The 25,435-nt window shown below is 63.5% G+C and carries 22 protein-coding genes and 4 pseudogenes; 19 read left to right on the top strand and 7 right to left on the bottom strand.

The features are described from left to right. The first annotated feature begins 241 nt into the window (after positions 1-241). Positions 242-1,561 (top strand): ROK family transcriptional regulator, encoded by a 1,320-nt coding sequence (locus tag ABNQ39_RS36145; protein ID WP_376967612.1) that lies wholly within the window; start codon positions 242-244, stop codon positions 1,559-1,561. A 287-nt stretch (positions 1,562-1,848) separates the two neighbouring features. Here the strand turns inward: ABNQ39_RS36145 and ABNQ39_RS36140 are convergent, their stop codons facing one another. Then, positions 1,849-3,405: an ISL3 family transposase gene (locus ABNQ39_RS36140; RefSeq protein ID WP_376968060.1), complete on the bottom strand. Its 1,557-nt coding sequence runs from the start codon at positions 3,403-3,405 to the stop codon at positions 1,849-1,851. 164 nt (positions 3,406-3,569) lie between these two features. Between ABNQ39_RS36140 and ABNQ39_RS36135 the strand changes: the two genes are divergently transcribed. Further along, positions 3,570-3,695, top strand: coding sequence for a hypothetical protein (locus tag ABNQ39_RS36135; RefSeq protein WP_376967610.1), 126 nt, complete (start codon positions 3,570-3,572; stop codon positions 3,693-3,695). A gap of 42 nt (positions 3,696-3,737) precedes the next feature. Next, positions 3,738-3,944 carry a transposase gene (locus ABNQ39_RS36130; protein WP_376967608.1) on the top strand — a complete coding sequence of 69 codons (207 nt, stop codon included), beginning with the start codon at positions 3,738-3,740 and terminating at the stop codon, positions 3,942-3,944. A gap of 12 nt (positions 3,945-3,956) precedes the next feature. Here the strand turns inward: ABNQ39_RS36130 and ABNQ39_RS36125 are convergent, their stop codons facing one another. Then, complete coding sequence (locus ABNQ39_RS36125) at positions 3,957-4,913, bottom strand: aromatic alcohol reductase (RefSeq protein WP_376967606.1); 957 nt, start codon at positions 4,911-4,913, stop codon at positions 3,957-3,959. Between the two features lie 94 nt (positions 4,914-5,007). Between ABNQ39_RS36125 and ABNQ39_RS36120 the strand changes: the two genes are divergently transcribed. Continuing rightward, entirely contained in the window at positions 5,008-5,421 is a 414-nt protein-coding gene (locus ABNQ39_RS36120; RefSeq protein ID WP_376968057.1) for a winged helix-turn-helix transcriptional regulator, read from the top strand. 363 nt (positions 5,422-5,784) lie between these two features. Here the strand turns inward: ABNQ39_RS36120 and ABNQ39_RS36115 are convergent, their stop codons facing one another. Continuing rightward, positions 5,785-7,353, bottom strand: a complete 1,569-nt coding sequence (locus tag ABNQ39_RS36115; protein WP_376967604.1) for a matrixin family metalloprotease — start codon at positions 7,351-7,353, stop codon at positions 5,785-5,787. Between the two features lie 837 nt (positions 7,354-8,190). On the opposite strand from ABNQ39_RS36115, the gene ABNQ39_RS36110 reads away from it, so the two are divergent. Both ABNQ39_RS36110 and ABNQ39_RS36105 read left to right on the top strand, forming a co-directional pair. Continuing rightward, positions 8,191-8,766: a hypothetical protein gene (locus tag ABNQ39_RS36110; RefSeq protein ID WP_376967602.1), complete on the top strand. Its 576-nt coding sequence runs from the start codon at positions 8,191-8,193 to the stop codon at positions 8,764-8,766. Between the two features lie 183 nt (positions 8,767-8,949). Further along, positions 8,950-9,707 (top strand): IS5-like element ISAzba5 family transposase gene (locus ABNQ39_RS36105; RefSeq protein WP_376967600.1). Its coding sequence is split into 2 segments (ribosomal slippage): positions 8,950-9,283 and positions 9,283-9,707, totalling 759 coding nucleotides; the frame shifts between segments, so codons are not numbered across the junction. A gap of 25 nt (positions 9,708-9,732) precedes the next feature. Here the strand turns inward: ABNQ39_RS36105 and ABNQ39_RS36100 are convergent. Next, positions 9,733-10,682 (bottom strand): IS630 family transposase gene (locus ABNQ39_RS36100; RefSeq protein WP_376967598.1). Its coding sequence is split into 2 segments (ribosomal slippage): positions 9,733-10,343 and positions 10,343-10,682, totalling 951 coding nucleotides; the frame shifts between segments, so codons are not numbered across the junction. A 52-nt stretch (positions 10,683-10,734) separates the two neighbouring features. On the opposite strand from ABNQ39_RS36100, the pseudogene ABNQ39_RS37290 reads away from it, so the two are divergent. Together ABNQ39_RS37290 and ABNQ39_RS37285 are read left to right on the top strand one after the other, a co-directional pair. Beyond that, positions 10,735-11,094 (top strand): annotated as a pseudogene (locus ABNQ39_RS37290) (TniQ family protein); the annotation flags it as partial. Positions 11,095-11,889: 795 nt separating this feature from the next. Then, positions 11,890-12,684, top strand: a complete 795-nt coding sequence (locus ABNQ39_RS37285; RefSeq protein ID WP_428846429.1) for an IS6 family transposase — start codon at positions 11,890-11,892, stop codon at positions 12,682-12,684. Positions 12,685-12,996: 312 nt separating this feature from the next. Here the strand turns inward: ABNQ39_RS37285 and ABNQ39_RS36090 are convergent, their stop codons facing one another. Together ABNQ39_RS36090 and ABNQ39_RS36085 are read right to left on the bottom strand one after the other, a co-directional pair. Then, the gene (locus ABNQ39_RS36090; protein WP_376967596.1) at positions 12,997-14,088 is read right to left on the bottom strand and encodes a ribonucleotide-diphosphate reductase subunit beta; all 1,092 of its coding nucleotides are present in this window, start codon (positions 14,086-14,088) and stop codon (positions 12,997-12,999) included. 49 nt (positions 14,089-14,137) lie between these two features. Then, positions 14,138-14,542: pseudogene (locus ABNQ39_RS36085) on the bottom strand (ribonucleoside-diphosphate reductase subunit alpha); the annotation flags it as partial. 161 nt (positions 14,543-14,703) lie between these two features. Here ABNQ39_RS36085 and ABNQ39_RS36080 point away from each other — a divergent pair. Further along, positions 14,704-15,018: pseudogene (locus tag ABNQ39_RS36080) on the top strand (IS66 family transposase); the annotation flags it as partial. A 99-nt stretch (positions 15,019-15,117) separates the two neighbouring features. Further along, positions 15,118-15,404: pseudogene (locus ABNQ39_RS36075) on the top strand (integrase core domain-containing protein); the annotation flags it as partial. A 38-nt stretch (positions 15,405-15,442) separates the two neighbouring features. Here the strand turns inward: ABNQ39_RS36075 and ABNQ39_RS36070 are convergent. Next, positions 15,443-15,730: a hypothetical protein gene (locus ABNQ39_RS36070; protein WP_376967594.1), complete on the bottom strand. Its 288-nt coding sequence runs from the start codon at positions 15,728-15,730 to the stop codon at positions 15,443-15,445. A 504-nt stretch (positions 15,731-16,234) separates the two neighbouring features. Here ABNQ39_RS36070 and ABNQ39_RS36065 point away from each other — a divergent pair. From ABNQ39_RS36065 to ABNQ39_RS36025, 9 genes are all read left to right on the top strand, one after another. Then, entirely contained in the window at positions 16,235-17,206 is a 972-nt protein-coding gene (locus tag ABNQ39_RS36065; protein ID WP_376967592.1) for a hypothetical protein, read from the top strand. Positions 17,207-17,284: 78 nt separating this feature from the next. Continuing rightward, positions 17,285-17,524 carry an AbrB/MazE/SpoVT family DNA-binding domain-containing protein gene (locus ABNQ39_RS36060; RefSeq protein WP_376967590.1) on the top strand — a complete coding sequence of 80 codons (240 nt, stop codon included), beginning with the start codon at positions 17,285-17,287 and terminating at the stop codon, positions 17,522-17,524. 6 nt (positions 17,525-17,530) lie between these two features. Continuing rightward, positions 17,531-17,857 carry a type II toxin-antitoxin system PemK/MazF family toxin gene (locus ABNQ39_RS36055; protein WP_376968051.1) on the top strand — a complete coding sequence of 109 codons (327 nt, stop codon included), beginning with the start codon at positions 17,531-17,533 and terminating at the stop codon, positions 17,855-17,857. Positions 17,858-18,082: 225 nt separating this feature from the next. Continuing rightward, the gene (locus ABNQ39_RS36050; RefSeq protein ID WP_376968048.1) at positions 18,083-18,457 is read left to right on the top strand and encodes a GNAT family N-acetyltransferase; all 375 of its coding nucleotides are present in this window, start codon (positions 18,083-18,085) and stop codon (positions 18,455-18,457) included. 41 nt (positions 18,458-18,498) lie between these two features. Further along, positions 18,499-18,726: a DUF2188 domain-containing protein gene (locus ABNQ39_RS36045; protein ID WP_376967588.1), complete on the top strand. Its 228-nt coding sequence runs from the start codon at positions 18,499-18,501 to the stop codon at positions 18,724-18,726. A gap of 550 nt (positions 18,727-19,276) precedes the next feature. After that, positions 19,277-23,806, top strand: coding sequence for an nSTAND1 domain-containing NTPase (locus tag ABNQ39_RS36040; RefSeq protein ID WP_376967586.1), 4,530 nt, complete (start codon positions 19,277-19,279; stop codon positions 23,804-23,806). Positions 23,807-23,840: 34 nt separating this feature from the next. Further along, positions 23,841-24,161 carry a CU044_2847 family protein gene (locus tag ABNQ39_RS36035; protein ID WP_376967584.1) on the top strand — a complete coding sequence of 107 codons (321 nt, stop codon included), beginning with the start codon at positions 23,841-23,843 and terminating at the stop codon, positions 24,159-24,161. Positions 24,162-24,397: 236 nt separating this feature from the next. Further along, positions 24,398-24,649, top strand: coding sequence for a pilus assembly protein HicB (locus ABNQ39_RS36030; protein ID WP_376967582.1), 252 nt, complete (start codon positions 24,398-24,400; stop codon positions 24,647-24,649). Positions 24,650-24,673: 24 nt separating this feature from the next. Further along, positions 24,674-25,417, top strand: a complete 744-nt coding sequence (locus tag ABNQ39_RS36025) for a hypothetical protein (protein ID WP_376967580.1) — start codon at positions 24,674-24,676, stop codon at positions 25,415-25,417. The last annotated feature ends 18 nt before the right edge of the window (positions 25,418-25,435 follow it).

Genomic DNA, 25,435 nt, shown 5'->3' with positions numbered 1-25,435 from the left:
AATATTTAGATCGTTGAAAAGCATACATAATTTTCATGGCCCGGACCTGGGAGCCCGAACCGTCGCGAACGACGCCCTGAACGAAATCGCACATCTTTCGAGCAAGTGTCCCATGGGTGGGCTGGCCGCACAAATTTCGAGCAGATTGTCGGAGCGGACACTGGGATTCCGCCGCCTTGACACTCCGGTGTGATCGGGGCAGCCTGCCGGTCTGCCCGATCATTCTGGTTGTACCCATATCATGCCGCAGGTGCCGGCCTCCCCGACCTCACTGCAGATACGGAACCTCAACCGGTCGCGCATCCTGACCGAAATTCGGCGTGTTCCGGGTGTATCGCGCAGCCAACTGGCCAAGAAGATCGGACTGACGGAGGCCTCCCTGTCGCGGATCACCCGCGACCTGATCGCCGACGGACTGATCGCGGAGCGGGAGGGTGCCGCCCGTCCCATCAGGGGCCGCCCCAATGTGGGGCTGTGGCTGCGCGCTGACGGAGTCCATGTGCTGTGCGTGGCCCTGACGGCGTACGAGCACAAATTCTCGATCGTCGGCTCGACGGGGGAGCGGGTTGTGGAGGGGTCCATTCCCGGCCTTCCCGGCGCCACGGCCGAAGCGGTCGTCGACCACCTGCGGGACCAGATCGTGGCCCTGCGCAAGCGCCCTGACATCAATCTCGACCGGCTGAGCGGCGTGGCGATTTCGATTTCCGGCGACATCGACGCGCAGCGGCGGATCGCAGTCAGCGCGTCTGGCGTTGGCTGGAGCGACAGCCCGCTCGGACAGCTATTCGAAGATGCGCTGCATGTGCCGGTGGTCCTTCAGAGCGTGTCGAACGCGCTTCACATCGCCGAGGTGCGCTATGGCGAGGGGCAGGCTCCCCCCCACAGCCTGCTGCTGCACGCTGGCCTCGGCATCAGCGCCAGCCTGATGAGCAACGGCATGCTCTCGGCCGGCGCCGAGCATGAAAGCGGAATCGAGCAAATCCTGGTCGGCCGGGGGCCCGGTGATCCGCTGCGGCTGACGGATGTGTCGTCCGGCCGCGCCATCCTTCATCGCCTGGGGCACCCGAGTGCCATCGACGGGTCGGTGACTGCCGACGTCGGGCTGCATCTGGGATTGCCGCACGCCGTCCGTCAGGCCAACGCGGGCGACCCCAACGCGGTGGCCATCTTTGCCGAGGCAGGGCACCGGCTGGTCCAGTCGTTCCTCGGCGTGGTCGCCCTGGTTCACCCCGAGCAGATCATCCTGGCCGGACCGCTGACGGCGGCTCGGCCCTTTGTCGATGCGATCAGGACGGGCCTGCGCGAGTTCACCCGGTCCACGCGGATCCCCGAGCCGGCGATCATCGTCGGCCGTACCGGCTATCTCCGTGCCACGGAGCTTACCGGGTTGGACAGATTCCTGTTTTCGCAGGTCGCCGACGGCCACGTCGCACCCCGCCCCGTGCCGGAAGCGATGACGCCCGATCCGACAGCGTCCGGGGCCATGGACGTTCGGCAGGTCCCTGCGTCGCCGTATCTGGAAGACGCAGTCAGCCGCGGGATCGGCCGGCATTCAGGCTGACCTTCCTTCGAAGCGGTGGATACCTCTGCTAACCTCCGGTTGGAGCGGACGGATGAAAGGCGCTGGGCGCCAAGGTCAAGCATCGGAAATCGTCCGCCTGAAACGCGAACTCGCCCGCGTCCACATGGAGCAAGATATATTAGAGCGGATTTACGCTGACCAGAGACGGTACCCGGCATTTTTGATGAATGCTTTTGCTTCATTGTAAAGCAGCACGCAGGTGGGGTTCATCCGCGCATTCGGTGTTGAGGTGGCGTGGGCTGCAGTGATGGCCGGCGTGGCAGTCGTCAGGCGGTGCACAAGACGCGCTGACGGAGCAGATCGAACTTGGCGCGGCCAAACATCTGCCGCTTGATGAGCTTCAGGCGGTTGATCTGCCCCTCGACCGGGCCATTGCTCCAGGGTTCCTGGAGAGCCGCTTGCAAAGCGTCGAGATCGGCGGCCAGACCTTGAGCGAAGTTACGCAGCGCTGTTGCGGAGGCCACCTCCAGCCACGCGGCGAGGGACCTCTCGCTCTGCCGGCGGAGGAGTTTGCCAAAGTCATTGATGAGGTCTGCCACCTCACGGATGCTTGGCGCGATCGCCCGCACGATGTCGACGAACCGGCGGTCGGCATTACTCAGCGTGGTCGGGTCACTCGTCAGCAGGCGGGCCGCGCGGCGGCTGGATGGCACCCGCCACGACAGCAGGGGAGCATCAGGTCGCTCAGACTCGGCCATTCGCCGCCGTTTGGCCCAGCGGCGCACGATGTCATAGCCGCCCTCGAACCCCTGCTCGACAAGGGCGCGCCAGATGGCGGCGGCGTTGCGCCGTCCACTGCACCATGCGGCCTCGGCGAAGGACGTGTAGCGATCCAGCAGGCTCGGCCCCGGAAACCGTCGATACGGAGTGGCTTCGCCGGCACGAAGCCACCGGCGCACCGCGTTGCGGGCTACCCCGGTCCGGCGGACGATCTCCTTGATCGGGAGCCCCTGCGCGTGCAACTGCGCGACCATGCGGTAGCGCACCTGCCGCCGGGCGTCGGCATTGCTGGGCGACGGTTTCATCGCGTCCGGTGGGAAGGCGCATGCGGACGGGCGAACACCGGAGGCGCACAGCCGTGCAGCTTCGCGCAGTTCAGCGTGGTGGCGGTCCAGGAAGGAGCGCGGGGCGTCCGACGCGTTGACGAGCAGGTGCCACCGATCCGCCACCTGCACGGCGCCCGGCGCGCCGGTGCGGATGGCTTCGGCATAGGGGCCGGATCGATCACGGCTGACCAGCGCGACGGTCGGGTGTCGCTTCGGCCACGCGCGCAGAGGAGCGGCGGAGCGATCCGGCAGCAGGTCGATCACCCGGCCGCGTTCCAGGTCGCACACGATGGTTCCGTAGCGCCGCCTGCGGCGCCATGCCCAGTCGTCGACACCGATCACCCGCGGAGGCGGACACGGTGGTGGCGGCAGTTTGCGGATGAGGCGCAGGATGGTATCGCCGCTCACCGGCATGGCCAGCTTCGACGCCAACCGCGCCCCCGGCTCGCCGCCCAGCACCAGGCCGATCTGGGCTTGAGCCAACGCTAGCCGTCCCGTCCGCCGCTCCTTGCGGGCAATCTCGGGCAGGCGCTCGGCAAAGATACGCGATCCGCAGTGCCGGCAACGGAAGCGACGAACCTGAACCCGCAGAACGATCTGGCATCCCTGCCACGGCAAGTCAGCGATGGTGCGCCAATAGTGGCTGTGAACGTGGTCCGATCCCGTTCCGCAGGTCGGACAGGTTGCCACCGTTCCAATCGTTCGGGCGGTGACGACGATGCGATCCTGCTCGATCATAACCTCCGTCGCTTGAAAGCCGGCCGGCACCAGCGGCAGGGCGCGATCCGAGATCTGCATCATGTGTATCTCCCCGCTCCACATGTGCACCAACAGCTACGAGCCGTCCGTCTCAACACCGAATGCGCAAATGAACCGCAGGTGGGACCCCAAGAATTCTCATGCCATCAGTAGGTTACTGTGCCGGTCGGCGTCGAAACCTCGTGCTGATTCACACGCTGGTCATGCCAACCGTTTCCACTGCCGTCATGAGCCTGTTCTTGAATGGCTTCTCCGAGAGCCTGGAACCGGACGTCCAGGTGGTGCTCGTTCTCGATCAGGCCGGCTAGCACAGAGCGCGGACGCTGATCGTCCCGGACAACATCACGCTGGTGCCGCTCCCGCCCTACAGCCCTGAACTCAACCCCGTTGAGCGCGTCTGGCTGTACCTGCGCGAGCGCTTTCTGTCCCACCAGATCCTGGACGACTACGACGCCGTCGTCCAAGCCTGCTGCGACGCCTGGAGCGCTCTCACCGTTACGCCCGAACGCCTACGCTCCCTTACCAGCTATCCATGGCTCCCGTGTGTCAGTGCTTAAGGCTCGGCGGTATTACTCGCTGCACTGGTCGGGGCGCAGATCGGCTTCGATCAGGTCCGACACATCCGTTACCGGGATGCCCTGCCGATCATTGAACGTGCCCGCCTTCGGCCACGATACGCCGCGACCGATCGCGAAGGCGGCGCGGTACTTGCGCATCATGTTCTTCGGATCATTCGCCAATTCTTCCATGAGGAAGGGCACGGTCCAGACGGAGCGCTTAAAGGGACGCCCCAGCGCCGCTTCCAGCTTGTCCGCGACCTCGCCGTAAGTGACGGTGTCGCCGGCCAGAAAAACGATCTCGTTGCGGAGCGTCGGCTCGAAGAACACGATTTCAGCCGTCAGTACACCGATGTCGTCGGGGGTCGTCAGCGTCACGGCGGTGTCGAGACTGCCGAGCGCGTGAACCTCGCTGTTTTCCAGATCGACAACACCGAAATCCGGCTCGAACAGATAGCTCATGAACATGCCGGTGGAGATGATGACCCACTCGGTCTTGTCCTGCGAGCGCAGCAGCTCGCGCACGTCGAGCTGAGCATCAAAAATGTCCTGCGGCCCGCCACGGCCGATCGCCTCGAAGTCGACGCCGAACTGCCACGGAAAGTAACGAGGGATCCGCGCCTGCAAGGCGGCCTTAGCCAGCTTCATAGGCGTGTCGATTCCGGCGGCATAGCCCGCGCATCCGATCACGGTGTCATACTGCTGGAAAACCGCCGCAAGCTCGTCGACCGAACTCTTCACCAGATCGCCCACAACGATCTCTATCCCGAGGTCGCGAATCTCGCCGATATCGCGCTTCTTGGCCGGCTCATTGGATGCAGCGGCACTGGCGCGCAACAGCACGCTGATCTTGGCTCCATTCACGTTCTTTGCGCGACGCGCCAAGTTGCGCAGTACCGGCATACCGAGTTCGCCAGCACCCAGCACGAGGATGTTTCGTGACTTTACGACGGAGACTGCTTCGTTCATCGTTCTGATCCACTAAGGATTGGTTGCCACCATGATCTAGCAATCCATATGCAAGCGTGAAAGAAGGCACATGCGTGATACTGGGGTCGGATCGTTGAACCGGGACGACGTTCTCAAGTACTCACAGACCGTCTGCGACGGCCTTAGAGATGACGACGACGGATTGAGGCGAGAGGTGCTAGCTCATGCCGGCAATCGCTGGTCGCTCGGCGTCATTCATACGCTCGGCGTGTACGGCCAACTACGCCATGCGGAAATCGGCCGGCGCATGCACGGTGTTACTCAACGGATGCTGACGCGCACCCTTCGTCAGTTGGAGCGTGACGGTTTGGTGATCCGCCACGACTTCGAAGAGGTGCCCCCTCGCGTCGAGTATCAGCTGTCTGACTCCGGCTTGGAGCTACTTGTCCGGATGGTTCCGCTATGGACGTGGATCGTCGAGAACGCGGACAACTTTCGGACAGCAAGGGAGACATTTGATAGAAACCACCCTGGTGAAGTGTCATAGCAGCTGGCCTGAGGGCGCAAACTTCCTTATGTCGGTTTTCTGATCCATTGCTCTCGGATCCCCCACATCGGACCCGAGATTGATCAATTCTGGTGGGCGCAGTTTGGGTGGCCGATCCACAACATTGGAATCGGTCAGTGAGATGGAACTGGCCCAGAAACTGAGGGACACCAATGGTCGGCCCATGCCCTGAAAACGGCAAAGGCCGCCGGCTGGATGCCGGCGGCCTCGCTGTCGCGAATAGGTGGGGTATAGCGAAGGATCGGAAAGTGCTCAGAAGCAGAAAGCTTGACCGAATCTCTCGGCCTGTGGCGCGAGGGAGCGGACACCGGGTGTCCGCCGCCCGCGAGCCATAGGTTGTCGTCAGGTCGGCGCCCAAGCCGCCGAGGTCAGCATCGGATCCCTGGTCTGGCCGGAAAGGGCGGCGAAGCCGGGGACGCCGCCGAAGGCCGCGGCGGTGTCGGGATGCGTGATCACCAGATCCATCGCGTCACGGCCCCAGGACTCGCTGATCGAGGCGAACAGGCTCGTCACATCGGCATGTTCCTCGATCGGCCCAGCTGTCTGGAACGCGAAGCTGTCGGCCGCTACCATCGCAGCCGGCTGAAGCGTGGTCTCGCTCTGGGTGGGAAGCACGGGGGCTGCGGTCGGCCGGCTCACCAACGGAGCGATCGTACGGCGCCCCTCACGCCAGCCAGCTTCGACATAATGCTGGGTGGCACGATCAGGATCATTGTTGAATGCAGCCGCTACATCCGGGTTGAGCTGCATGTAGGTTTGAGCGTTGAATGCAGTCGTAGACCGTCCTTCGGCGCGGCCTGACTGGAGGTAGTGCTTCGCAGCAGTCTCCGGATCGGTGCCGAGGGCGACGATGAGGTCGAAGTTCGATGCCAGATAGTTGTAGGCCTTGAAGGTGACGGTCCGGCCCTCAACCCGTCCTGACTTGAGATACTGCATCTCTGCCGCGCGGGTGTCAGTGCCAAGTGCCGCCTGGAGGTCCGAATAAGAGGCGATATAGGACAAAGGCCGGAACGACGTCGTGTTGCGCCCTTCGAAGCGGCCGGCGTTGATATAGTGCCGCGCTGCCGCGACCTCGTCGGTGCCGAACGCGGCCGCGAGATCGGTGTTGCTTGCCAGATAGCGCAAACCGTCGAAACTGGCCGTGCGGCCTTCCCGCATGCCGCTCAGAAGGTAATGGTCGTCGGCCGCCGCCTCGTTGGGACCGAAGGCATTCAGCAGATCGGAGTTCGAGGCAAGGTAACCGGCCGAGCTGTAACCGGCGGGGAAGAGTGCCTGGACGGGGACATTCGGGCCATACAGATACTGAATGGCGATGACGTCATATGGTCCAAGGGCGTTGGTGCTCGGCACATCCGCCGTGTAGGACATGACGGTGTTGGACTTTTTGTCTTCGCCGCTGGGAAGGGTCACACCGGACTGACCCAAATCGAAAGGATGCTTGAGTCCAAAGGCATGTCCGAGTTCATGCAGAGCCAGATCAAGGGTAACATCGGATTCACCCAGGGTGGCCTTGTTAGCTTCGTTGAAGAAGATGTCACCGCCCAGGCCGGAGCCGGGAGCATTCGCATAGCCGGATGTGGTGGGCGAAAAGCTATGGATGCCGATCTGGATGTCACCCTGACCGGCGCCGACCTCGCGCAGTACAAGCCCACTTGCCGCATCCCACATGGCAGCAGCTTGGCGGACGGTAGCCCGTTCGGCCTCGCTCAGCGGGCGGAAGCCCGGAAAGTTCGCGGCTGTCAGGCCAGGCGGAAGCGGCTGGAGCGCGTTGCTGAAGGAGTAGGTAACCAGAGTCGGCGTGCCCAGCGGCTTCACGTATTGGATACGCTTCGGAACGTCGTAATAGTATGTCCAGCGGACGTTCTGTCCGAGAGTTAAACTATTGATGATCGTGGAAGAATCCAGAGCCATTTTCCGCGTTCCGTTTGGTTGGGTGAGGGCCGCTGGTCAAGCCGTGCGGCCTATCGCCGATCGTTCACATGTTAGAAGTTGTGAGCATGAAGCCCATTTGTACAGCGTTTAGGTGCGCAGAAAGCTCATAAGTTGTTATGACGCAGAAGGATGGGGTTGAAGGATATACACCTCCTCGGCGAACTCAAAATTCGTAGAGCAAATGGCAGAGATGCAAGTGCAAAGAGAAGAAATAAGCACAATACTCGGTTATGTGGTTCCTCTTCCGTTTAGTCATAGCCGAGGAGGAGTTGCATCTTCCGTGCAGGATTCCGATAGACTCATGCGGAAGCACGCAGCAGTTCAGGTCGCGGTTGATACGTCAGATCCGAACGGGAGATTGAGTATGGCGAAGTCGAAACAGGAGTCGAAGGCCCGGGTAAGTGCTTCCAACTTGCCAAAGGGAAGGCGCGCTGTGTCCCGCTGCAGCCGCCGATCCTTTGTGTATGACAACACGAAAGTGCGTGGATTGCCCGGGATGTAGAAACGCGGTGTGAACGTAGGCGTGGCTGCGCGCTTTCATCCGAACCAGTGATGGCGAAAACGGTCGGCCCATGCCCCGGAAATGGCAAAGGCCGCCGGCTGGACATCGGCGGCCTCGCTGTCGCGAATAGGTGGTGAGCGCCACGACGTCCTTTCCTGCTCGGAATGCTTGAGAGCATCTGTACGCTCGCGTTGGCCAGCGTGGTCATAGACTGGTGACATGCGCCCTGTCGCCGTGCGACGGGCGCTGCTACCATCCCTCACCTGTTCCGGGTAGTATTACGTTGCACTAAATGGGTAGACGGGGCGGATATTATGCAGAGGCTCTCCTTTTTGACGGCCATTGTGCTGGGTGTTGCGCTGACTGGATGTCAGTCCAACCGGCACGCGGCCACGCCGACGAAGGCGGCTGTGATTGCTGCTTCCCCGACACAGTACCCCTACAGAGTACAATGGAAAAAGGTCGGGGCTTTTCCAGAACTCTACGCGGCCAACATAATTCGAGAAAAATACAGAATTGAAGAAGTGGAATTCTCCCATAAGGGTTATGCGAAATCCGTCAATGATATTGATTTCGCGTGGATCGATCTGGACGGAAGCGGCTCACCAGCACTTCTTCTGAATGGACTGAGCGGTTATTGTGGAGCGTCGACTTGCTGGACGCAAATTTTGGTCAAACAAGGAACAGAATGGCGAGATATTCCAAACAACTTGAGTGAAGATGTGACCATTGCTGCTGAGATGACGAATGGGATGCACGACGTGCTCTCCCCTCGCAGGCAATATGATCCTGACGTGGTTGGGCTAGTTCGGGAGGCGTTCGACGGGCGTCAATACATAACCAAAGGGCGGGATCGGATTTTGTGCAGCCCCGCGCCGTGCAATTGGTAGCCCCCATGCTTTCGGTTAAGCGGAGGAGTGTTCGATAGGTTTTCGCCGACCGGGGGCATTACACGAAAGCGCGCAATCTATATGGGACCTGGGAGCACGGCATAAACGTTAGGGTCCGGACCCATAAAGAGTCTTTCCGTCAGGGAGCCGTTGTGATTCAACGCCCTGGAAAGGGGCTTTGCGATGAGCGACGGTCAGTTCTGGTTGACGGTGGAGCAGTTCGGGCGGCTTGAGCCGCACCTTCCGCGCGACACCCGAGGCAAGCCGCGCGTGGACGATCGCCGTGTGATCAGCGGAATCGTCCATGTGCTGAAGTCGGGCGGGCGCTGGGCGGATGCTCCACCGGTCTACGGTCCGCGCAAGACGCTCTACAACCGCTTTGTCCGCTGGGCGGCCAAGGGCGTGTGGGAGGACATCTTCCATGCCTTGGCCGCGGCGGGTGGCCCACCGGCCCAGGTAATGATCGACTCCACGGCCGTGCGCGCCCATCGTTCGGCGAGCGGCGGCAAAGGGGGGAGCGTGCCCAGGCCATCGGACGGTCCCGTGGCGGACGAACCACCAAAATCCATGCTCTGAGCGATCCACGCGGGCGGCCACTCGCCTTCCTGCTGACCGGCGGTCAGGTCGCCGATTGCACCGCCGCCGACCGTCTGCTCGACCGGATGCCTGCCACCGACCTTCTACACGGCGACAAGGGATACGACAGCGCCGCTGTTCGCCGGAAGATCGAAGAGGCCGGGGCCGCGCCCAACATTCCGCCACGCGCCAACAAGCGCTGGAAAAACTGCTTCTCTCCCTACCTCTACCGGAACCGTAACGTCATCGAGCGCATGTTCGGACGCCTCAAGGATTTCCGGCGCATCGCCACCCGCTACGACCGGTCCGCCACCAACTTCATGGCCGCCGTCCACATCGTGGCAACCGTCGCATACTGGTTATGAGTCCGGACCCTAGAGCGGATTCCGATCATTCTGGTTCGTAACCGGCGGCAGTGAAGAAGGCTCGACTGTCGGTTGGTGTCACGTTGTCGATGGCATCTCGGATGGCATCCCACAGTTCGGGGAGTGTCCTTGCCGCGGCTTTCCTGAGGTTCGCTTTGATTTTTGAGAATGCCATCTCGATGGGGTTGAAGTCTGGGCTATAGGGCGGCAGGAGCTTCAGGACGGCGCCTGTCCGCTCGATTGCCGCCCGCACGGCCGGAAGCTTGTGGGCGGGCAAGTTGTCCATCACGACGACATCTCCGTGGCTCAGCGTCGGCCCCAGAACCTGTTCGACATAAGCGAGGAAGGCGGCACCGCCCATGGCACCGTCGAGCGTCATCGGAGCGGTGACGCCCGACAAGCGAAGAGCGCCGACGAAGGTCGTCGTCTTCCAGTGCCCATGGGGAACCGCAGCGCGGCAGCGTTCTCCTCGCGGCGCACGGCCGTACATCCGCGCCATCTTGGTGGAGGTGCCGCATTCATCGATGAACACCAGCCGCTCCGGGTCCAGGTCCGGCTGGGCGTCGAACCAGGCTTGGCGGCTGTCGGCTATATCCGCTCGATCCTGTTCGGCAGCGTGCGCTGTCTTTTTTTCCGCGTCACGCCGTGACGTTGGAAGAACCGGCACACGATGCTGGGCAGTGGCCGATACCCCACCGCCTCGTCCAGGCGCTCGGCTACCTCTGCCAAGGTCAGGTCGGGCTTCTCCTCGATCCAGCCAAGGATGAGGTCCCGATGCTCGTCGATCCGATGCGAGCGGACATTGCCACCGCGCTTGTCCGGGCTCAGGTCGCCGCGCGTTCGTGCACGGGCAACCCAGCGGATCGCCGAGGAAACCCCAACCTCGAAGCGCGCCGCAGCTGCCCGGCAAGACGCTCCAGCCGCAACCGCCTCCACCACACGCCGACGAAGATCGACAGACAGGGCTTTCGACATCCAGACCGGCCTCCTTCAACCGGTCCGAAGCTTGAATCACAAATGGCCGCTCGTGGAAATCCCTCGATTCAGATGCCGGTCAATCCGCTCTAGCGTGAGCTGGACGACTGCGCCGCCATTGTCGCTGGTGCAGTACTTGACACATCATGCCGACCAGTCCGCCGAGACAATCCTTCGATCGGCCCCGGTGGTTCCCAGCCGCCTGGTCTCGCGAGAAGACTTCATGGGTAGGCTCATCGCAGCCTTTCCGAAAATCCTCCTCCGGCCAAACCGGATTGCCAACGCAGCCGCCGGCGACCTGAACAGGGAGCAGGCCCACCTGCTTTACTGTCCTCTCTGCCTGCAGGAGGATGATGAACCTTACTTCCGCCGCACTTGGCGCAGCCGGCTGGTGACGGGCTGCGATCGTCACGGCGTGCGCCTCCTGCACGGCTGCCCGAAATGCGGCAGGGATATCGCTCCTCATTTGTCTCGCCATATCAACGGCATCTGCTTTTGCGGCCGTTGCGAGGCTGATTTGCGCGAGGCAGTGACGGTGTCTCTGACCGAACGTGAAGCGGCAGACTCGTTGGACACTCTAACCTATATCGAAACCGTACTTGGCCGTCTGCCGGCTGGAGAGTTGGGTGCCTCCGGTGAAACTCTGATGCGCCGTGCGATCGCCGTTGCATCCGGCGCAACCAACTTCTGGCACCTTTTCTTTGCGCCCAATGAAATTGGCGGCAACCTTGAATGGGTGCGCCGCCCGAAGACCGCCTGGCGGGATGGCATGGCATCAGAGATGGGCGCGGAACGCCTCGCAGGAAAAGGCGCGGCCTGGAGCATGGAGATGTACGGGGTCGATCGGATCGTGCCGTGGAACGGCGAGACGCCCGCCGAGATCGGTACCGGTCGTCTGATTGGCTACGCCAACCGCTACAGCGATGGCGATCCGAACCTGGACAAGCTGCTGGACATGCAAATTGGCGCCCTCCGGCTCATCGGTATCGCCGACACTGCTATATACGTCGATGACGCACAGTTGGGCGTTATGGAGGTTCGGGACGGTTTGCGGGCGGCGCTGAAGACCGTACAGCTTGGCGACACTTTGGTCGTTCTGGGCCTGGAGTTTCTTGGCCGGTCTACGCCGGGTTTCGTCAGGGCTTGCGCCAAGTTGCCAGGAGCTTGGCCATTCCCTAGATCTCCCCTCTCAACGAGGAGGAGACGGATGCGTTGCCCACACTGCCAGTCGGCGAGCACGACCGAGCGTTCGGACCGTACGGCGCATGGGTATCGGCGCTTTCGTTGCTACGACTGCCGGCGCCAATTCAATGAGCGTACCGGCTCGGTGCTGAACCGGCTGCAACTGCCTTCGGACGTGGTGTTCCTGATCGTGTTGTGGCGGCTGCGGCTCAAGCTCAGCCTGCGCGATCTGGCGGAAATCTTGCTGTTACGCGGGCTGGTCTTCAGCCACGAGGCGGTGCGCGACTGGGAGGCCAAGCTGGCGCCGCGGCTCACCGAGGCTTTGCGCCAGCGCCGCCGAGGTGAGATCGGCCGCAGTTGGTATGTGGATGAAACGTACCTCAAGGTGGCGGGTCAGTGGCAATACCTGTACCGGGCCATCGACAGCGACGGTAATCTGGTCGATGTCTTCCTCAGCGCTACCCGCGACCAGGCTGCCGCCGAAACCTTCTTCCGCTCCGCTATCAAGGTCACTGGCATCATCCCCGAGACGATCACCACAGACAAGCACGCCGGCTACCCACCCGCGATTGACGAGGTGTTCGGCGAGGACGTCGAGCACCGAAAATCCAAATACAAGAACAACCATTTGGAGCAAGATCACCGCGGAGTCAAAGGGCGCACCCGCCCGATGCGTGGCTTCAAGTCCCCGGTCAGCGCCGCACGGTTTTGCCGGGCTTACGACGAGGTGCGCAACTTTCTGCGCCCGGCGACCCGGCGCAAGCAGCACATCCCCGCGGTGCGCCGACGGGCAATCCATGTCCAGAGGGTCGCCGCCTAGCGCGACATACTCGCTGTCGCATAATTCACGGCGACCGCCCTCCGGGCCATTCGCATCGCCGGCTCAGGCGGGGCGCGACACCTGACGGAATCGTCTCGGGCGCGGTCATGGTCATCGGGTGGTTCCCTATGCGAGAGCTGCCTGTTGGATGACCGCATCATCGGAACCTGCCCCTGTTTGGAGAAGGGCTGAAAAGGTGGAGATTTGTTGGGCGATTCCTGCAAATCGGCGAATGTTGCAAAAGCTTGCCCGCGCGCGGCTGGAGCGGACGGAATGGAGCGCGCGGTGCCAGAGCCTCCTGCGATGCTGTTTTCAGGATATGGTCGCATCACGCGCACGCACCCGGTCGAAAGCGGCCCAGACACCGTCCGCTCCGTCCCATTGACCGCTGGTGGCGCCTTTCGAATATTCGGTGGCGCGCTGCTCGAAGAAGTTGGCGTGCTCGACGCCGTTCAGGATCTCGACGAGCCAGGGCAGCGGGTGCGGCTTCACCGGCTCGTAGCCGCCGTCCACCGGCTTGAAATAGCCGTAGAGCGTCGGCAGCCGCAGCTGCGTCAGCCGCCAGTCGGCGATGTAGTGGACATAGGCCCGGATGTCCTCCGGCGTCATCCCCTGCACCGGTCCCAGGCCGAAGGCCAAGTCGATGAAGCGCTCCTCCAGCCCGACCATGGTGCGGCAGACGTCGAGGATGTCGTCGCGCACGGAGGGCGTCATGGCGCCGGTCTCGCGGTTCCATTCATGGAACAGCCGGATGATGCCCTCGCAATGCAGGCTCTCGTCGCGTACCGACCAGGTGACGATCTGGCCCATCCCCTTCATCTTGTTATGGCGCGGGAAGTTCAGCAGCATGGCGAAGCTGGCGAACAGCGCCATGCCCTCGGTGAAGGCACCGAACATAGCGAGCGTGCGCGACACGTCGGCCACCGTGCCGACGCCGAAACTGTGCATGTAGTCGGCCTTGTCGCGCATCTCCGCATAGTCGCGGAAGGCGGCGAACTCGGTCTGCGGCATGCCGATGGTGGTCAGCAGCAGGGCGTAGGCGTCGATGTGCACCGTCTCCATGTTGGTGAAGGCGGCCATCATCATCTGCACTTCCAGCGGCTGGAAGATCGGCATGTAACGCTTCAGGTAATTGTCGCTGACTTCCACGTCGCTCTGGGTGAAGAAGCGGAAGATCTGGGTCAGCAGGTTCCGTTCGCCGTCGGTGACGCGGTCGGAGGTCCAGTCCTTGATGTCCTCGCCGAGCGGCACCTCCTCGCCCATCCAATGCACCTGCTGCTGCTTCTTCCAGTAGGCGTAGGCCCAGGGGTAGCGCTCGACATTGTAGGCGGCGGAGCCCTGCAGCAAGCCGACGCGGCCGGTGCCGATCAGGCTGACGGGATCGAGGTGGAGAAGCGAGGTCATGGCGACGGATCCGTGATGGCGGAAAGGAGGGGTGCGGTCGGACCGCCGGTCACTGGCAGGCGAGGCATTCCTCGTAGTCGGTGCGCGGCGTCTGCATTGCCTCCGCCTTACCCATGGCGCTGTCCTTGCCGGCGAATGCGGCGCGCTGCACCGACTTGGAGCGGCAGTAGTAGAGGCTCTTCAGTCCCCGCTCCCACGCCGTCCAATGCAGCATGTGCAGGTCCCACTTGTCGATGTCGCCCGGCAGGTAAAGGTTGATCGACTGGCTTTGGCAGAGGAAAGGCGTTCGGTCGGCGGCGAACTCGATGATCCAGCGCTGGTCGATCTCGAAGGCGGTGCGAAAGACCGCCTTCTCATCCTCGCAGAGGATATCGAGGTGCTGGACCGAGCCCTCATGCTCGATGATCGACTGCCAGATCTCCGGCCGGTCGGCGCCCTTGGCGGCCAGCAGCCTATGAACTGCAGTTAAATTCCAGACTAGTCAGTTAAATTTCAGACTTTTCCAGCTAACTTCCAGACTCGGCGAAGCTCGCGCCGCTTTAGCAGCGCCGTGATCTGATTGGGTATGCCGTGTCGGACCGCAAGAAAGTCGATTGAAGAAGGATTAATCGAGCCGGTTCGGTTGTCCGCGAGCTTCTGGATTACATCCCGGCGCGTTTCACCGTGATCCACCATATCCGCCCGGCGCTGTCCTGCCGGCTCTGCGAGGGCATTGTGCAGGTGCCGATGCCGTCGCTGCACATTGAGCGCGGCCTGCCCTCGGCCCGGCTGCTGGCGCATGTGCTGATTGCCAAATATTGCGATCACCTGTCGCATTATCGGCAATCGGCCATCTACGCCCGCGAAGGCGTGGAGTTGGAGCGCTCGCTGCTGGCCGAGTGGGTCGGCAAGACCGCGGCGCTGATGGTGCCGCTGGTGGAAGCCATCGGCCTGTTAAACAGCACGCGGATGGAACCCCAACAGATCTCATACCTTTAGCAGGTTACTGTGCCGATCGACGTCGTAACTACCTGTCGATTCACACACCCGATCGAGTGGCACTATATCGCTCCGGGCAAATTGATGCAGAATGGTTTCGTGGAAAGCTCCAACGGGCGGCTTGAGGACGAATGCCTGAACGAGACGCTGTTCGCGTCGCTGTCCTCGCCCGAACCATTCTGGCTGCCTGGAAAGAGGACTAGAAATTTGTGCGGCCGCACTCCGCTCTTGGCGGCGTCACACCCGCCAAGACTGCCGCGGCCGCAACGCAAGCCGGGAAGGGGCATGCCCCTTCCCGGCTTGCCATCACTGCCCGCTTCGGGCATCTCAACTCATAGAGACTTTGCCAATAACCGGGGGAAGCTTTGGTCTCCGGTCAATACACGTTCCAGTTCGCAACAATCCAATCATGTACGTTTTTGTGGCTGCGCACATTCGATGGCAGATGATCGTGGATGAACCGTTCGACCTTCTGACCTGAGGCGACTTGCTTGAGGTCATGCTTCGCAGCAAAACGATTGATGAAGTCAAGAACTTCATAGCCTTCGCTACGATTGAGCAGTGCGTTATCAGGGAACCCGGTGATTTTCGGATTATCTTTGTCGTCTTTGGCTTTCCAATTATAGTCTTTATAGATAAGATTTGTTTTCGTCATTAGCGACATCTGAGGAATCCCGTTCAGAGTGAGGCCAAATAGGCGCATACATTAGTATGTATTTCACCGAAATTCGGCTGGCGCTATGCATATGGTTTCAAAAAAGGAAAGCGCAATCTCCTTGTGTGCCCTTACTGGCTGTATTCGGTGTCAATGATACCAATTGATGTCTCATACATAGTGAAGTCGACTGACACCGGATGAGCCAAGCACGGCACCACAGCGGCGATCTATGATCACCGTGAAACTGGACAGCAGCTACTCCATTCCCGGATCGATCATCATCCTGTCCAATTTGGCCTGCGCCTGGACTACACTGTGTTTCGAAAGAGCGCCTCCATGGCTGTTGATACCGGGTCATGCTGCTGGTAAAGCTATTGGGCTTTATACCATGCTCCCATACGCGACTCGTCGCGACTTCTGCTCCATGGGCGCTCCGTTCCCTCTTGGCGTTTTCTCATGCCCGTTCTCATGCCCGCGTCCTGTGCCCTCTGGTTCGCGGGGTGACGGACCATGCTTGAGCTGCTCTGGCAGGCTATCGCAGCGCAGTTGAACAACCAGGTCTTCACCGGCGGGCTGGCGCTGGGCGCCTTCGGTTTCGCCGGCGCGGCGGTCCTACGGCTGCTGCCCTCGCTGGGGCGTTACGTCGTCGAAGCTTGGCTCATCAGCACCGTCACCGTGGACAGCCGTTCACCGATGTTCGATGCGCTGGTCGCCTGGTTTGCCGTCCTGAAGGACGAGCCGGCCGGGCTCGCGTTCGCGACCGGAGTCAGTCTCAACCAGTACGTGGTGGCGGCGATAGCGTCGCGTGTTGGGGCACAAGCTGAAGCGGCGCGCTATACTTCGCCGCTCGGGCGGCTCGCGCGACCCCGGAACGCGCCAAGGACATCCTGGGCCGGTCCGGCGTCAGAAACGCACCGCGTGATGACGATCGCATGGAATGACCGTCCAGGAAGGGAGCTGACTATGAGCGTTTGCGAGCTACAACCGTTGAACTTCTTCCGAGGTTCATTAACCGCCGCCCGTAGGTCTCTGCTTCAGCGCTTGGGCGACGCTGGCGGCTCGCTGGTTGGGGCAGCTCTGTCTACCCGTGAACGGTCCACAGCGTTCGGTATGACTGACGCGGCGGCAAAGCTGGTCGAATGGAATCCACCGCAAAACGGGGCGCGCGACCGAATTGTGGCCGAGTGGACCCTGTCTATCACGGACGCTGGCCGCACCGCCATGCGAGACATACCCCAGGATCTCGACAGCAGGCACGTCGCTGCCTTGCGCCATCTTGATCTGCGCACTTGGCGTAACTGGCAGGATGCTCCTGCTCCAGCCGATGCGCAGGCGTACGAGGACTTGGTGGTCCTCAAGCTGGTCAAGGTCGATGCAGCAGGAGTGCTCTGCCGCCTGACCACGCATGGGGCCGCGGCGGTAGAGGGGTTTAAGATGCTCGGCGACATGTCGATCGAGAAATGGCGCGGTAGTCTCGATTGAAGAAGCGGATCAGCAATCCATCTGCAGATACGGCGGCTCTACGGACGTATAGTCGACGTATCTACCGAGGAGAAAGCCATGGGCACTGAGATCGCCCGCTGGGGCAACAGCCTCGCCCTCCGTCTCCCGAGGCCGATCGCCGATCAGGCTGGGATTGCCGAGGGGACCCCCGTTGAGATCGACATCAAGGGCGACCAACTCGTCATCCGGCCGGCGTTGCCGCGCTACTCGCTGGACGAACTGCTCGCCGGCATCACGCCGGACAACTTGCCCGATGAATCTTTCGACGATGCGCCGCGCGGGCGGGAGCTGCTGTGATGCTGCCTGACCGCGACGATCTGGTCTGGATCGACTACCCCACAGGCGGGGCACGAACAGGCCGGCCGCAAGCCGGCGCTTGTGCTTTCCCCGCGCGCCTATCACCAGCGGGCGCCGTTCACCGTGGTCTGTCCGCTCACAAACAAGGCCAAGGGCTATCCGTTCGAGGTGCCGCTGGCCGAAGGGATGCTGATCGGTGGCGTCGTGCTTGCCGATCAGGTGAAGAGCCTCGACCGGCGGGTCCACCAACTCGATCCTGCCGGTGCCGTGCCAGCACCGGTGCTTCAGCAGGTCCTCGCCAAGTTGGCGCCCCTACTAGCGCTGCGCCTTTGACCATCTAGAAAGGGAGCGTCGTCGGTGCCAATTGCCAGCAGGATTGCTCGCGACCCGGCCGGTCGGCCCAGCTGCGCGAATGCCCGGCCCGCCGACTACCGCCTGCAGATTTCGCGTGTCGACTTGGGCGATCAGCAGCGGGATTATCAACAACCTGGCTGGTCGAGCACTGTGCAAATTCTCCAAGCGGTCACTGCGGCCGATCTTGTCGCAGTATATGGCATCATGGTCAAAGCCTGGGTTTCGGTACCTGCCGCAGCTCCCAGTCGCCTCCTGCTGCCGCCGACACTTTCAACCCGATATCTCCTCGCCCGGATGGGATCCGAGCCGGCGGCGGCCGTCCGGCTGCACTCAGGCGACGACGTTCTTCATCTGGAGAAGCTGTCCGTCCTGCCGCGATTCCGTGGCTCCGGCTTGACCCGTAGGTTGTTCGAGGCAGCCGTCGCGATTGCCCGTGTTCACGGAGTTTCAGCTGTTACAGCTGAGGTCTATGCTCGACATCACTGGGCGTGGCAACGGTGGGGCGCTCGGATTTCTGGCGCACCCGGCTGGATCGATGGAGTTCCGGCAGTGCCCTTGCGGTTCGATATTCGAAACTGACATCTCGGCCCGACCGAAGCCGAGACCACTTTGAGGCTCCGATGCATCAGTCTCCTGTCTGGTCTGTTCGTCACGTAGTGACCCGACTCCACGGGTGCGATCTCGCTGTGACGTGGCGGTCGGACGGTTGGGGATGGGTGGTGACCGTCGCCGGTGAGCATGTCGCCAGCGGGAGAGCACGCAGCCAAGCGAGCGCCCAGGATGCTGCCGTGCAGGCAGCACGACGACACGCGGATGATGGTGGCAAGGTGCAGCTCCCGCTGTTTTGAGATGGGCGCTGATCAGCAGCAGGAGTACCGGCCCGGCCGCCGCGGTGGTGGTGCTGGGCGAGCGCCCGGCGCTGCCCTCCGCCAGCAGACCCTGCGCGTCGACGGCGCCGATCAGCAGCCAAAATTTTCGCGCATGGCGAGCATGCGCGCGGTAGACTACTCCGGCAAACAAAGCGAGGCCTCATGAACCGCCGGCTATCACCCGTGCAAGATCCCGAAGTGCCCGATAGGCGTCGTCCGGCAGATGCCGAGCCTCCGGAGGCTCTTGATCCGGCCGCGGCATTTGCGCTGGGGCAGTGGGGCAGGGCGAAGCGACTGGCCCAGCCTGGTCGAGCGCCGCGCCGGCGCTGAGATGTCCAGGCAGGCATTGACCTGCCGCTGTCTATCAATGGAGTCGCTTGAGGGGCGCCGCACTTTTGGTCAGCTGCCCACCAGCTCATTCACTGGATGAACCTCCATCCAGAATATTGGAGAAAGCCCAAAGGCAGTACATCCTACACGGGCTGAATATGAAGGTCTGATTCATCGTTGGAGTGAGTAGTGGTGGGAAATGAGCGCACCGCTGCATGATTGCGTAATCCGTTTCTGGCGGGACACCGGAACCGGCCGGACGATCGCCGGCACCGGCTTCCTGGTGGCCGGAACGGACGGCCAGACCTATGCCCTGACCTGCGCCCATGTGGCGAACCTCGCGTTCGGCCGCAGCGTGGCCGAGGACCGTTCCCCTCGGGATGGCAGCGTCAGCGTCGATCTGGTCGGCCGGGGCGCCGCGCTCACCCTCGACCTCGTCGAGTGGCGGCCGCCGGCGCCGCTGCGCGAGGCGCGCACGAGCGCGGTGGCCGACATCGCCGTCTTCACCGTGCGTCCCCCCTTCGCCGCGCCGTTCCGCCCGCCCTTGCGAATCGAGCCGCCCAGCCGCGTGGTGCCGCCGGGTGGGCGTGTGCCGTTCCACAGCTTCGGCTTCATGGGAACCCAAAACGGCGTTGCCACCCAGGGGGTGCTGACCGCGGTCGACGCCGGCGGCTGGTTTGTCGCCGATGGCGATGAACGCTTCCAGCGCTTCATCGAGGAGGGGCTGAGCGGCGCCCCGATCTTCGCCGACGGCCGCGTGCTGGGCTTGGTGGTCCAGCGCCTGGAGCGCGACGCCAGGCAGGGGCTGGTCATCCCGGCCCTCGCCCTGGCCCATGCCTGGCCGCCGCTGGCAAGCCCCTATCCTGGCTTGCCCGCCTTCGACGCCGGCACCGCGCACCTGTTCTTCGGCCGCGGCCGAGCCTCCGCCCCGGACGTCGAGCCGTGCGGGACGCTGAAGGCGGTGCTCGACCGCCTGCGTTCGCAGCGGCTGCTAGCGCTGATGGGGGCGTCGGGCAGTGGCAAATCCTCGCTGGCCAAGGCCGGGGTGGCGGACTTCTACCGTCGACAGGGCTGGGCGGTGCTCACGCTGCGGCCGGGCCTCACGCCGCTGCGAAATCTGGCGGAGGCGATCGCCAGCGAGGTCGAGGGGTTGGGTCCCGGTCCGGAGCGCCTGATGGCGATGGACCGCTGGGAACTGGCGTTGGAGGCCGACCGCCTGACGGAGGCGCTGGCGCTGGCGCAGGGGAAAGGCGCGGCCGGTGTCCTGCTGGTGGTCGACCAGTTCGAGGAGTTCTTCCCCGGCCGCGAGGAGCAGGGCGCGAATCGTGTCGGCGAGCCGCTGGCCACGGTCGAGGCGGCGGGGATCGCGCGCCAGCGGGCGCGGCTCCTGCCGCAGCTGCGACGGGTGGTCGAACGTGGCGAGGCGCATTGCCTGCTGACGGCGCGGCTGGACCTGATCGAGGGCATGGTCAGCGGCGATGCGGAAGCGGCCCGGCTGCTGAAGGATCCGTACCCGATCTTCGTGCTGACCCGGATGGCGGCGCGGGAGGTGCGGGAGGCGATCGAGGGGCCGGCGGCCCTGTTCGGGGTCGCCACCGATGCCGGCTTCGCCACCGACCTCGCCGCCGCGGCGACGCAGGGAGAGGGCCGTCTGCCCTTGCTGCAGGAGACGCTGCGCCAATGCTGGGCGGGGCTGCAGCGCGGGCCCGACGGCTGGTGGCTGCGGCCGCCCAGGGCGGCCGACGGCGGCGAGCCCGCTCAGCTGCTAGAGGAGTCGCTGGCGCGGCGCGGCGACCAGGCGCTGGCGGCGATGGGCGCCGATCCGGTCGACGTGCAGCGGGTGCTGCTGGCGCTGGTGCGGCTGGTGGCGGGCCGCCCGGTGCGCCGTCTCCTGCCGCTGGCCGAGGTGGCGGCGGCGGACCGGGCCCTGCTCGACCGGCTGGCGGACGAGCGGTTGGTGGTGATCGACGGCGAGCGGGACACCGCCGAGCTGGTGCACGAGGCGGTGATGGTGCGCTGGCCGCTGCTGGCCGGCTGGATCGACGAACAGCGGGCGTTCCTGGGATGGCGGGACCGCTTCGAGCGGGATTTCATCACTTGGCGCGACGGTGGACGCGAGGCCAAGGATGCGCTGCGCCCCCACGACCTGGCCCAAGCGCTGGACTGGGAGCGCAGCCCCGGCCGTGTGCGCGGCTGCCCGACCCCGGAGCAGACCGCGTTTGTTCGTGCAAGCCACGCCGTCCATGAGGCGGAGAATCGGCGCAAGGCGGAGCAGCTGCGGCGGATTCGGAAATGGCTGCGAGTGGCAATCGTGGCGCTCGGCCTGATGGTTCTGGCCATCGGTGCCGGCGGGTTCGCGTTCAAGCTCGCGCTGGACCAAACCAAGCGCTCCGAGGAAGAAGCTAGTCGAGCAGACGAGCAAGCCAAACACGCCCAACAGCAGACAAAGTTGGCGCAGGAAAAGACCGAAGCGGCTCAGCGTCAGGAGAGTCGCGCGCTTGCCATTCTTGCCCAGCAAGAGAGCGCTAAAGGCGATCAGGGAACGGCTATGCTGCTGGCGCTGGAAGCCCTTCCTGAACCGGCCTTTGGCGGGAACCGACCGGTGTCACCGGAGGCCGCCGCGGCTTTACACCAAGCCTTGATGCGCAACAAGGAAACGGCGCTTATTGGTCACCAAGCCGGGGTGTCGGTCGTTGCTTTCAGCCCCAACGGCCGCTATGTCGTCACCGCGTCGTTCGACAAGACCGCCCGGCTGTGGGACCTGTCGGGCTCCACGCCCACCGCGACCGTCTTGGAGGGACACGCCAGCGGAGTGCTGGCGGCGGCCTTCAGCCCCGACGGGGGCCATCTAGTCACCGCGTCATCTGACAGCACCGCCCGCCTGTGGAACCTGTCGGGCTCCACGCCCACCGCCACCGTCCTGGCAGGCCACACCGACCGAGTGTGGGCGGCGGCCTTCAGTCCCGACGGAGGCCACTTGGTCACCACGTCGTCCGACCGCACCGCCCGGCTGTGGAATCTGTCGGGCTTCACGCCCGCCTTCACCGTCCTGGAAGGCCACACCGACGTGGTGAAGGCGGTGGCTTTCAGCCCCGACGGGCACCGCCTCGTCACCGCGTCATTCGATGAAACCGCCCGGCTGTGGGACCTGTCGGGCCCTATGCCCACCGCCACCGTCTTGAAGGGCCATACCGGTGGGCTGCTGGCCGCGGCCTTCAGCCCCAACGGGCACCACCTCGTCACCGCGTCGTTCGACAAGACCGCCAGGCTGTGGAACCTGTCGGGCTCCACGCCCACCTCAACCGTCCTGAAAGGCCACACCGACCACGTGCTGGCGGCGGCCTTCAGCCCTGACGGGCGCCATCTCGCCACTGGGTCGGCGGACAACACCGCCCGGCTGTGGGACCTGTCGGGCTCTACGCCCACCGCCACCGTCCTGCAGGGGCACACCGAGCGAGTGGTGGCGGTGGCCTTCAGCCCCGACGGGCACCGCCTCGTCACCGCATCGGTAGACAACACCGCCCGGCTGTGGGGACTGTCGGGGCGCCCGCCCACCGCCACCGTCCTGGAACACTCTGACATGGTGAGGGCAGCGGCCTTCAGCCCCGACGGGCGCCGCTTGGTCACCGCGTCCTCCGACAGGACCGCCCGGTTGTGGGACCTGTCGGGGGGTCTGCCCACTGCCACCGTTCTGGAGGGGCACGCCAATCAAGTGTTGGCAGCGGCCTTCAGCCCTGACGGGCGCCGCCTCGTCGTCGGGTCGGACAACAGGACCGTCCGGTTGTGGGACCTGTCAGGAGCCACGCCCACGTCCACCCCACTGAAAGGGCACACTGGTTCGGTGACGGTGGCAGCCTTCAGCCTTGACGCACACCGTCTGGTCACTGCGTCGTTCGATGATACCGTCTGGCTCTGGGACCTGTCGGAAGCCTCACCCACCGCCACCCCTTTGAAGGGACACACTGGTTCGGTACGGACGGCGGCCTTCAGCCCCGACGGGCGCCACCTCGTTATCGGTGGATCAAGCGATAAAGCTGCTCGGCTGTGGGACCTGACAGGCGCCACGCCCACCGTTACCGTCCTGGAGGGACACACCGGCCGAGTGGAAGCGGCAGCCTTCAGCCCTGACGGGCGCCGTTTGATCACTGCATCGACCGACAAGACAGCCCGATTGTGGGACCTGTCGGGGGACCCGCCCACCGCTACCGTCCTGCAGGGGCACACTGACCAAGTGTTGGCAGCGGCCTTCAGCGCCGACGGGCGCCGCGTGGTCACGGGGTCGTGGGACAACACCGCCCGCATTTGGGAGATGACGGGAGCCAAGCCTACTGCCACTGTGCTGGAGGGGCACACCGACACGGTGAGGGCGGTGGCTTTCAGCCCCGACGGGCGCCGCCTCGTCACCGCTTCGAACGACAAGACTGTCCGGCTGTGGGACCTGTCAGGGATTACGCCCGTTGCTACCGTCTTTGAGGGGCACACCGACCGGGTTCTGACGGCGGCCTTCGACCCCGATGGGCGCCACGTCGTCACCGCGTCGTTGGACAAGACCGCCCGGGCGTGGGGCGTGTACCCGGACACCAACGAGCTTTCCGCTCTGGTGCGCAGCCGACTCACCCGTTGCCTGTCCATTGCTCAACGGGAACGATTTGGTCTAGCCGTAGAGGATAGAACTCGTCCCCGTGACTTCATTCCCGCTCCCGATACGCAAGGCCTGTGCCCCCATTGATCCACCATGTCGCAAACTGCAACCAGGAGGTTCCATGCCAACCCGTCTCGTTCGTTACGACCTCGCCTCCGGCGGCAGTGTCATTGTCGAGGAGACCGTCACCGACCAGGGCGGTCTGGTTGGGGCCGGCGATGTGGTGGAAGCCGCCCGTCAGCGTTTCGAGGAGGCTCTGGCAGGCATCCGGCCGGCGACGGCCGCCGTTCTGGACCAAGTCGCTAGCTTAGTCGACGGACCGGACACGGTGGCGCTGGAGTTGGGCTTTTCCCTGAAGGGCGAGCTTGGGGCGATCATCGCCAAGACGGCGGCGGAGGGGTGCTTCAAGCTCACCATGACCTGGAAGAGAGGCGGTGCCTAATCTCGGGCAGCGCGAACGGGAACGGGCAAGCGACGGCGCGCGGTGCTGGTGCTGATCGCTGCGGTGCTCGGGCCTACGCCGACCGCAACGTCTTACGACCTCGCCGACTGGCTCGGACGCCTGCTCGCCCGGGGGCCGGATGCCGCGCAGGCAGCCTTGCCCGACAGTCGAGCGGACCAATAGCGGCGGTGTGCAGCGGAATCCCGGCCGGCGGATTTCCTGCGAGGAGTAGCGATATGAGCAAAGCGACGTATCCTCTGAAGCTTCCTACGTCCGTTAAGGATGCTGCCGCTCGGCTGGCGCGCGAGGACGGCGTGTCGCTGAACCAGTGGATCGCTGCGGCCGTGGCCGAGAAGGTGGGTGCCGTCGAGACAGCCGCCTCCTTCCTGAAGGCCCGCGCCGGCGCCGCGACCGGCGCAGGGCTAAGGTCCTTTCTGGACAGGGTGCCCGACGTTGCCCCGGAACTTGGTGATGAGCGAGAGCCGTAACATCGTCCATTAAAGGAGTGAGACGTGGAGAAAGGTACCGCGATTGAGCGTCTCGATTTCATTGGTGTACTTGATCCTATTCGCGCTGTCCACGAGCAGATAACAAGACATGGGATCCCTGTAACATTTCACCCTGGTTTCATAAGTCCTCTGTCAGGCTATGGCGCTGACTTTGCATCGGCCGATCTCTATCATGGACATGCTCAAATTTTTTTGCCGGCCGGAAAGATTAGGGCACACCAAGTGTTCCATGAACTAGTACATTTAGAGCGCTCCTACGTCCTGGCCGTGCCGTTCATTAAGGCGATGCCGGCTTGCCTTGACCACCACAAGGCCAACATTCAGGAACTGAGCAACGACTTCGAACATGTCGATGTGATCGCGCGGGAGGTCTCGGTCTATCCGGAGGCGGCGGTCTACTGGGAGGGCGATTTCCTTCGCAGCATAGAGGAGGCCCAACATGCCGAGGTCCCGGCCGAACTTGTTAGCCTGCAGCGGCGGGTGACTCTCCTACGCCAGTGGATTGTTGTTTCGGCAGCGCTGCCTCGCAGCGCCGCTGTAGGTGTTATCAGGTCATTGCTCATCGAGCATAGCCTGTCGGAGGTGGCCGACGAGCTCAGCGAATCATTCCGCCGCGCCGGCAATGACACCCAGGCCAAAATCGTGGCATTCGCCGGGGCGGCCTCCTATCCGCGGCTGGAGACGCTTCAGGTTCTGCAGTACCGTCCCGCCATCCGGCAGTTTCAAGCCTTCCCAATGGTAGCCTGACAAGTCCCAGAAGAGGAG

Origin of the sequence: Azospirillum sp. A26 (genome assembly GCF_042604635.1) — a bacterium.
Lineage (GTDB): Bacteria > Pseudomonadota > Alphaproteobacteria > Azospirillales > Azospirillaceae > Azospirillum > Azospirillum palustre.
The sequence above is the reverse complement of the archived record's forward strand: the minus strand, read 5'-3'. Positions and strand labels throughout refer to the sequence as shown.

Coding starts and splice junctions, on each gene's coding strand:
- ABNQ39_RS36090 (WP_376967596.1), bottom strand. CDS start 14,088: ATGACCTCGCTTCTCCACCTCGATCCCGTCAGCCTGATCGGCACCGGC.
- ABNQ39_RS36030 (WP_376967582.1), top strand. CDS start 24,398: ATGAGCAAAGCGACGTATCCTCTGAAGCTTCCTACGTCCGTTAAGGAT.
- ABNQ39_RS36045 (WP_376967588.1), top strand. CDS start 18,499: ATGCATCAGTCTCCTGTCTGGTCTGTTCGTCACGTAGTGACCCGACTC.
- ABNQ39_RS36070 (WP_376967594.1), bottom strand. CDS start 15,730: ATGTCGCTAATGACGAAAACAAATCTTATCTATAAAGACTATAATTGG.
- ABNQ39_RS36035 (WP_376967584.1), top strand. CDS start 23,841: ATGCCAACCCGTCTCGTTCGTTACGACCTCGCCTCCGGCGGCAGTGTC.
- ABNQ39_RS36065 (WP_376967592.1), top strand. CDS start 16,235: ATGCTTGAGCTGCTCTGGCAGGCTATCGCAGCGCAGTTGAACAACCAG.
- ABNQ39_RS36050 (WP_376968048.1), top strand. CDS start 18,083: ATGGTCAAAGCCTGGGTTTCGGTACCTGCCGCAGCTCCCAGTCGCCTC.
- ABNQ39_RS36110 (WP_376967602.1), top strand. CDS start 8,191: ATGCAGAGGCTCTCCTTTTTGACGGCCATTGTGCTGGGTGTTGCGCTG.
- ABNQ39_RS36060 (WP_376967590.1), top strand. CDS start 17,285: ATGGGCACTGAGATCGCCCGCTGGGGCAACAGCCTCGCCCTCCGTCTC.
- ABNQ39_RS36040 (WP_376967586.1), top strand. CDS start 19,277: ATGAGCGCACCGCTGCATGATTGCGTAATCCGTTTCTGGCGGGACACC.
- ABNQ39_RS36125 (WP_376967606.1), bottom strand. CDS start 4,913: ATGAACGAAGCAGTCTCCGTCGTAAAGTCACGAAACATCCTCGTGCTG.
- ABNQ39_RS36115 (WP_376967604.1), bottom strand. CDS start 7,353: ATGGCTCTGGATTCTTCCACGATCATCAATAGTTTAACTCTCGGACAG.
- ABNQ39_RS37285 (WP_428846429.1), top strand. CDS start 11,890: ATGCGTTGCCCACACTGCCAGTCGGCGAGCACGACCGAGCGTTCGGAC.
- ABNQ39_RS36145 (WP_376967612.1), top strand. CDS start 242: ATGCCGCAGGTGCCGGCCTCCCCGACCTCACTGCAGATACGGAACCTC.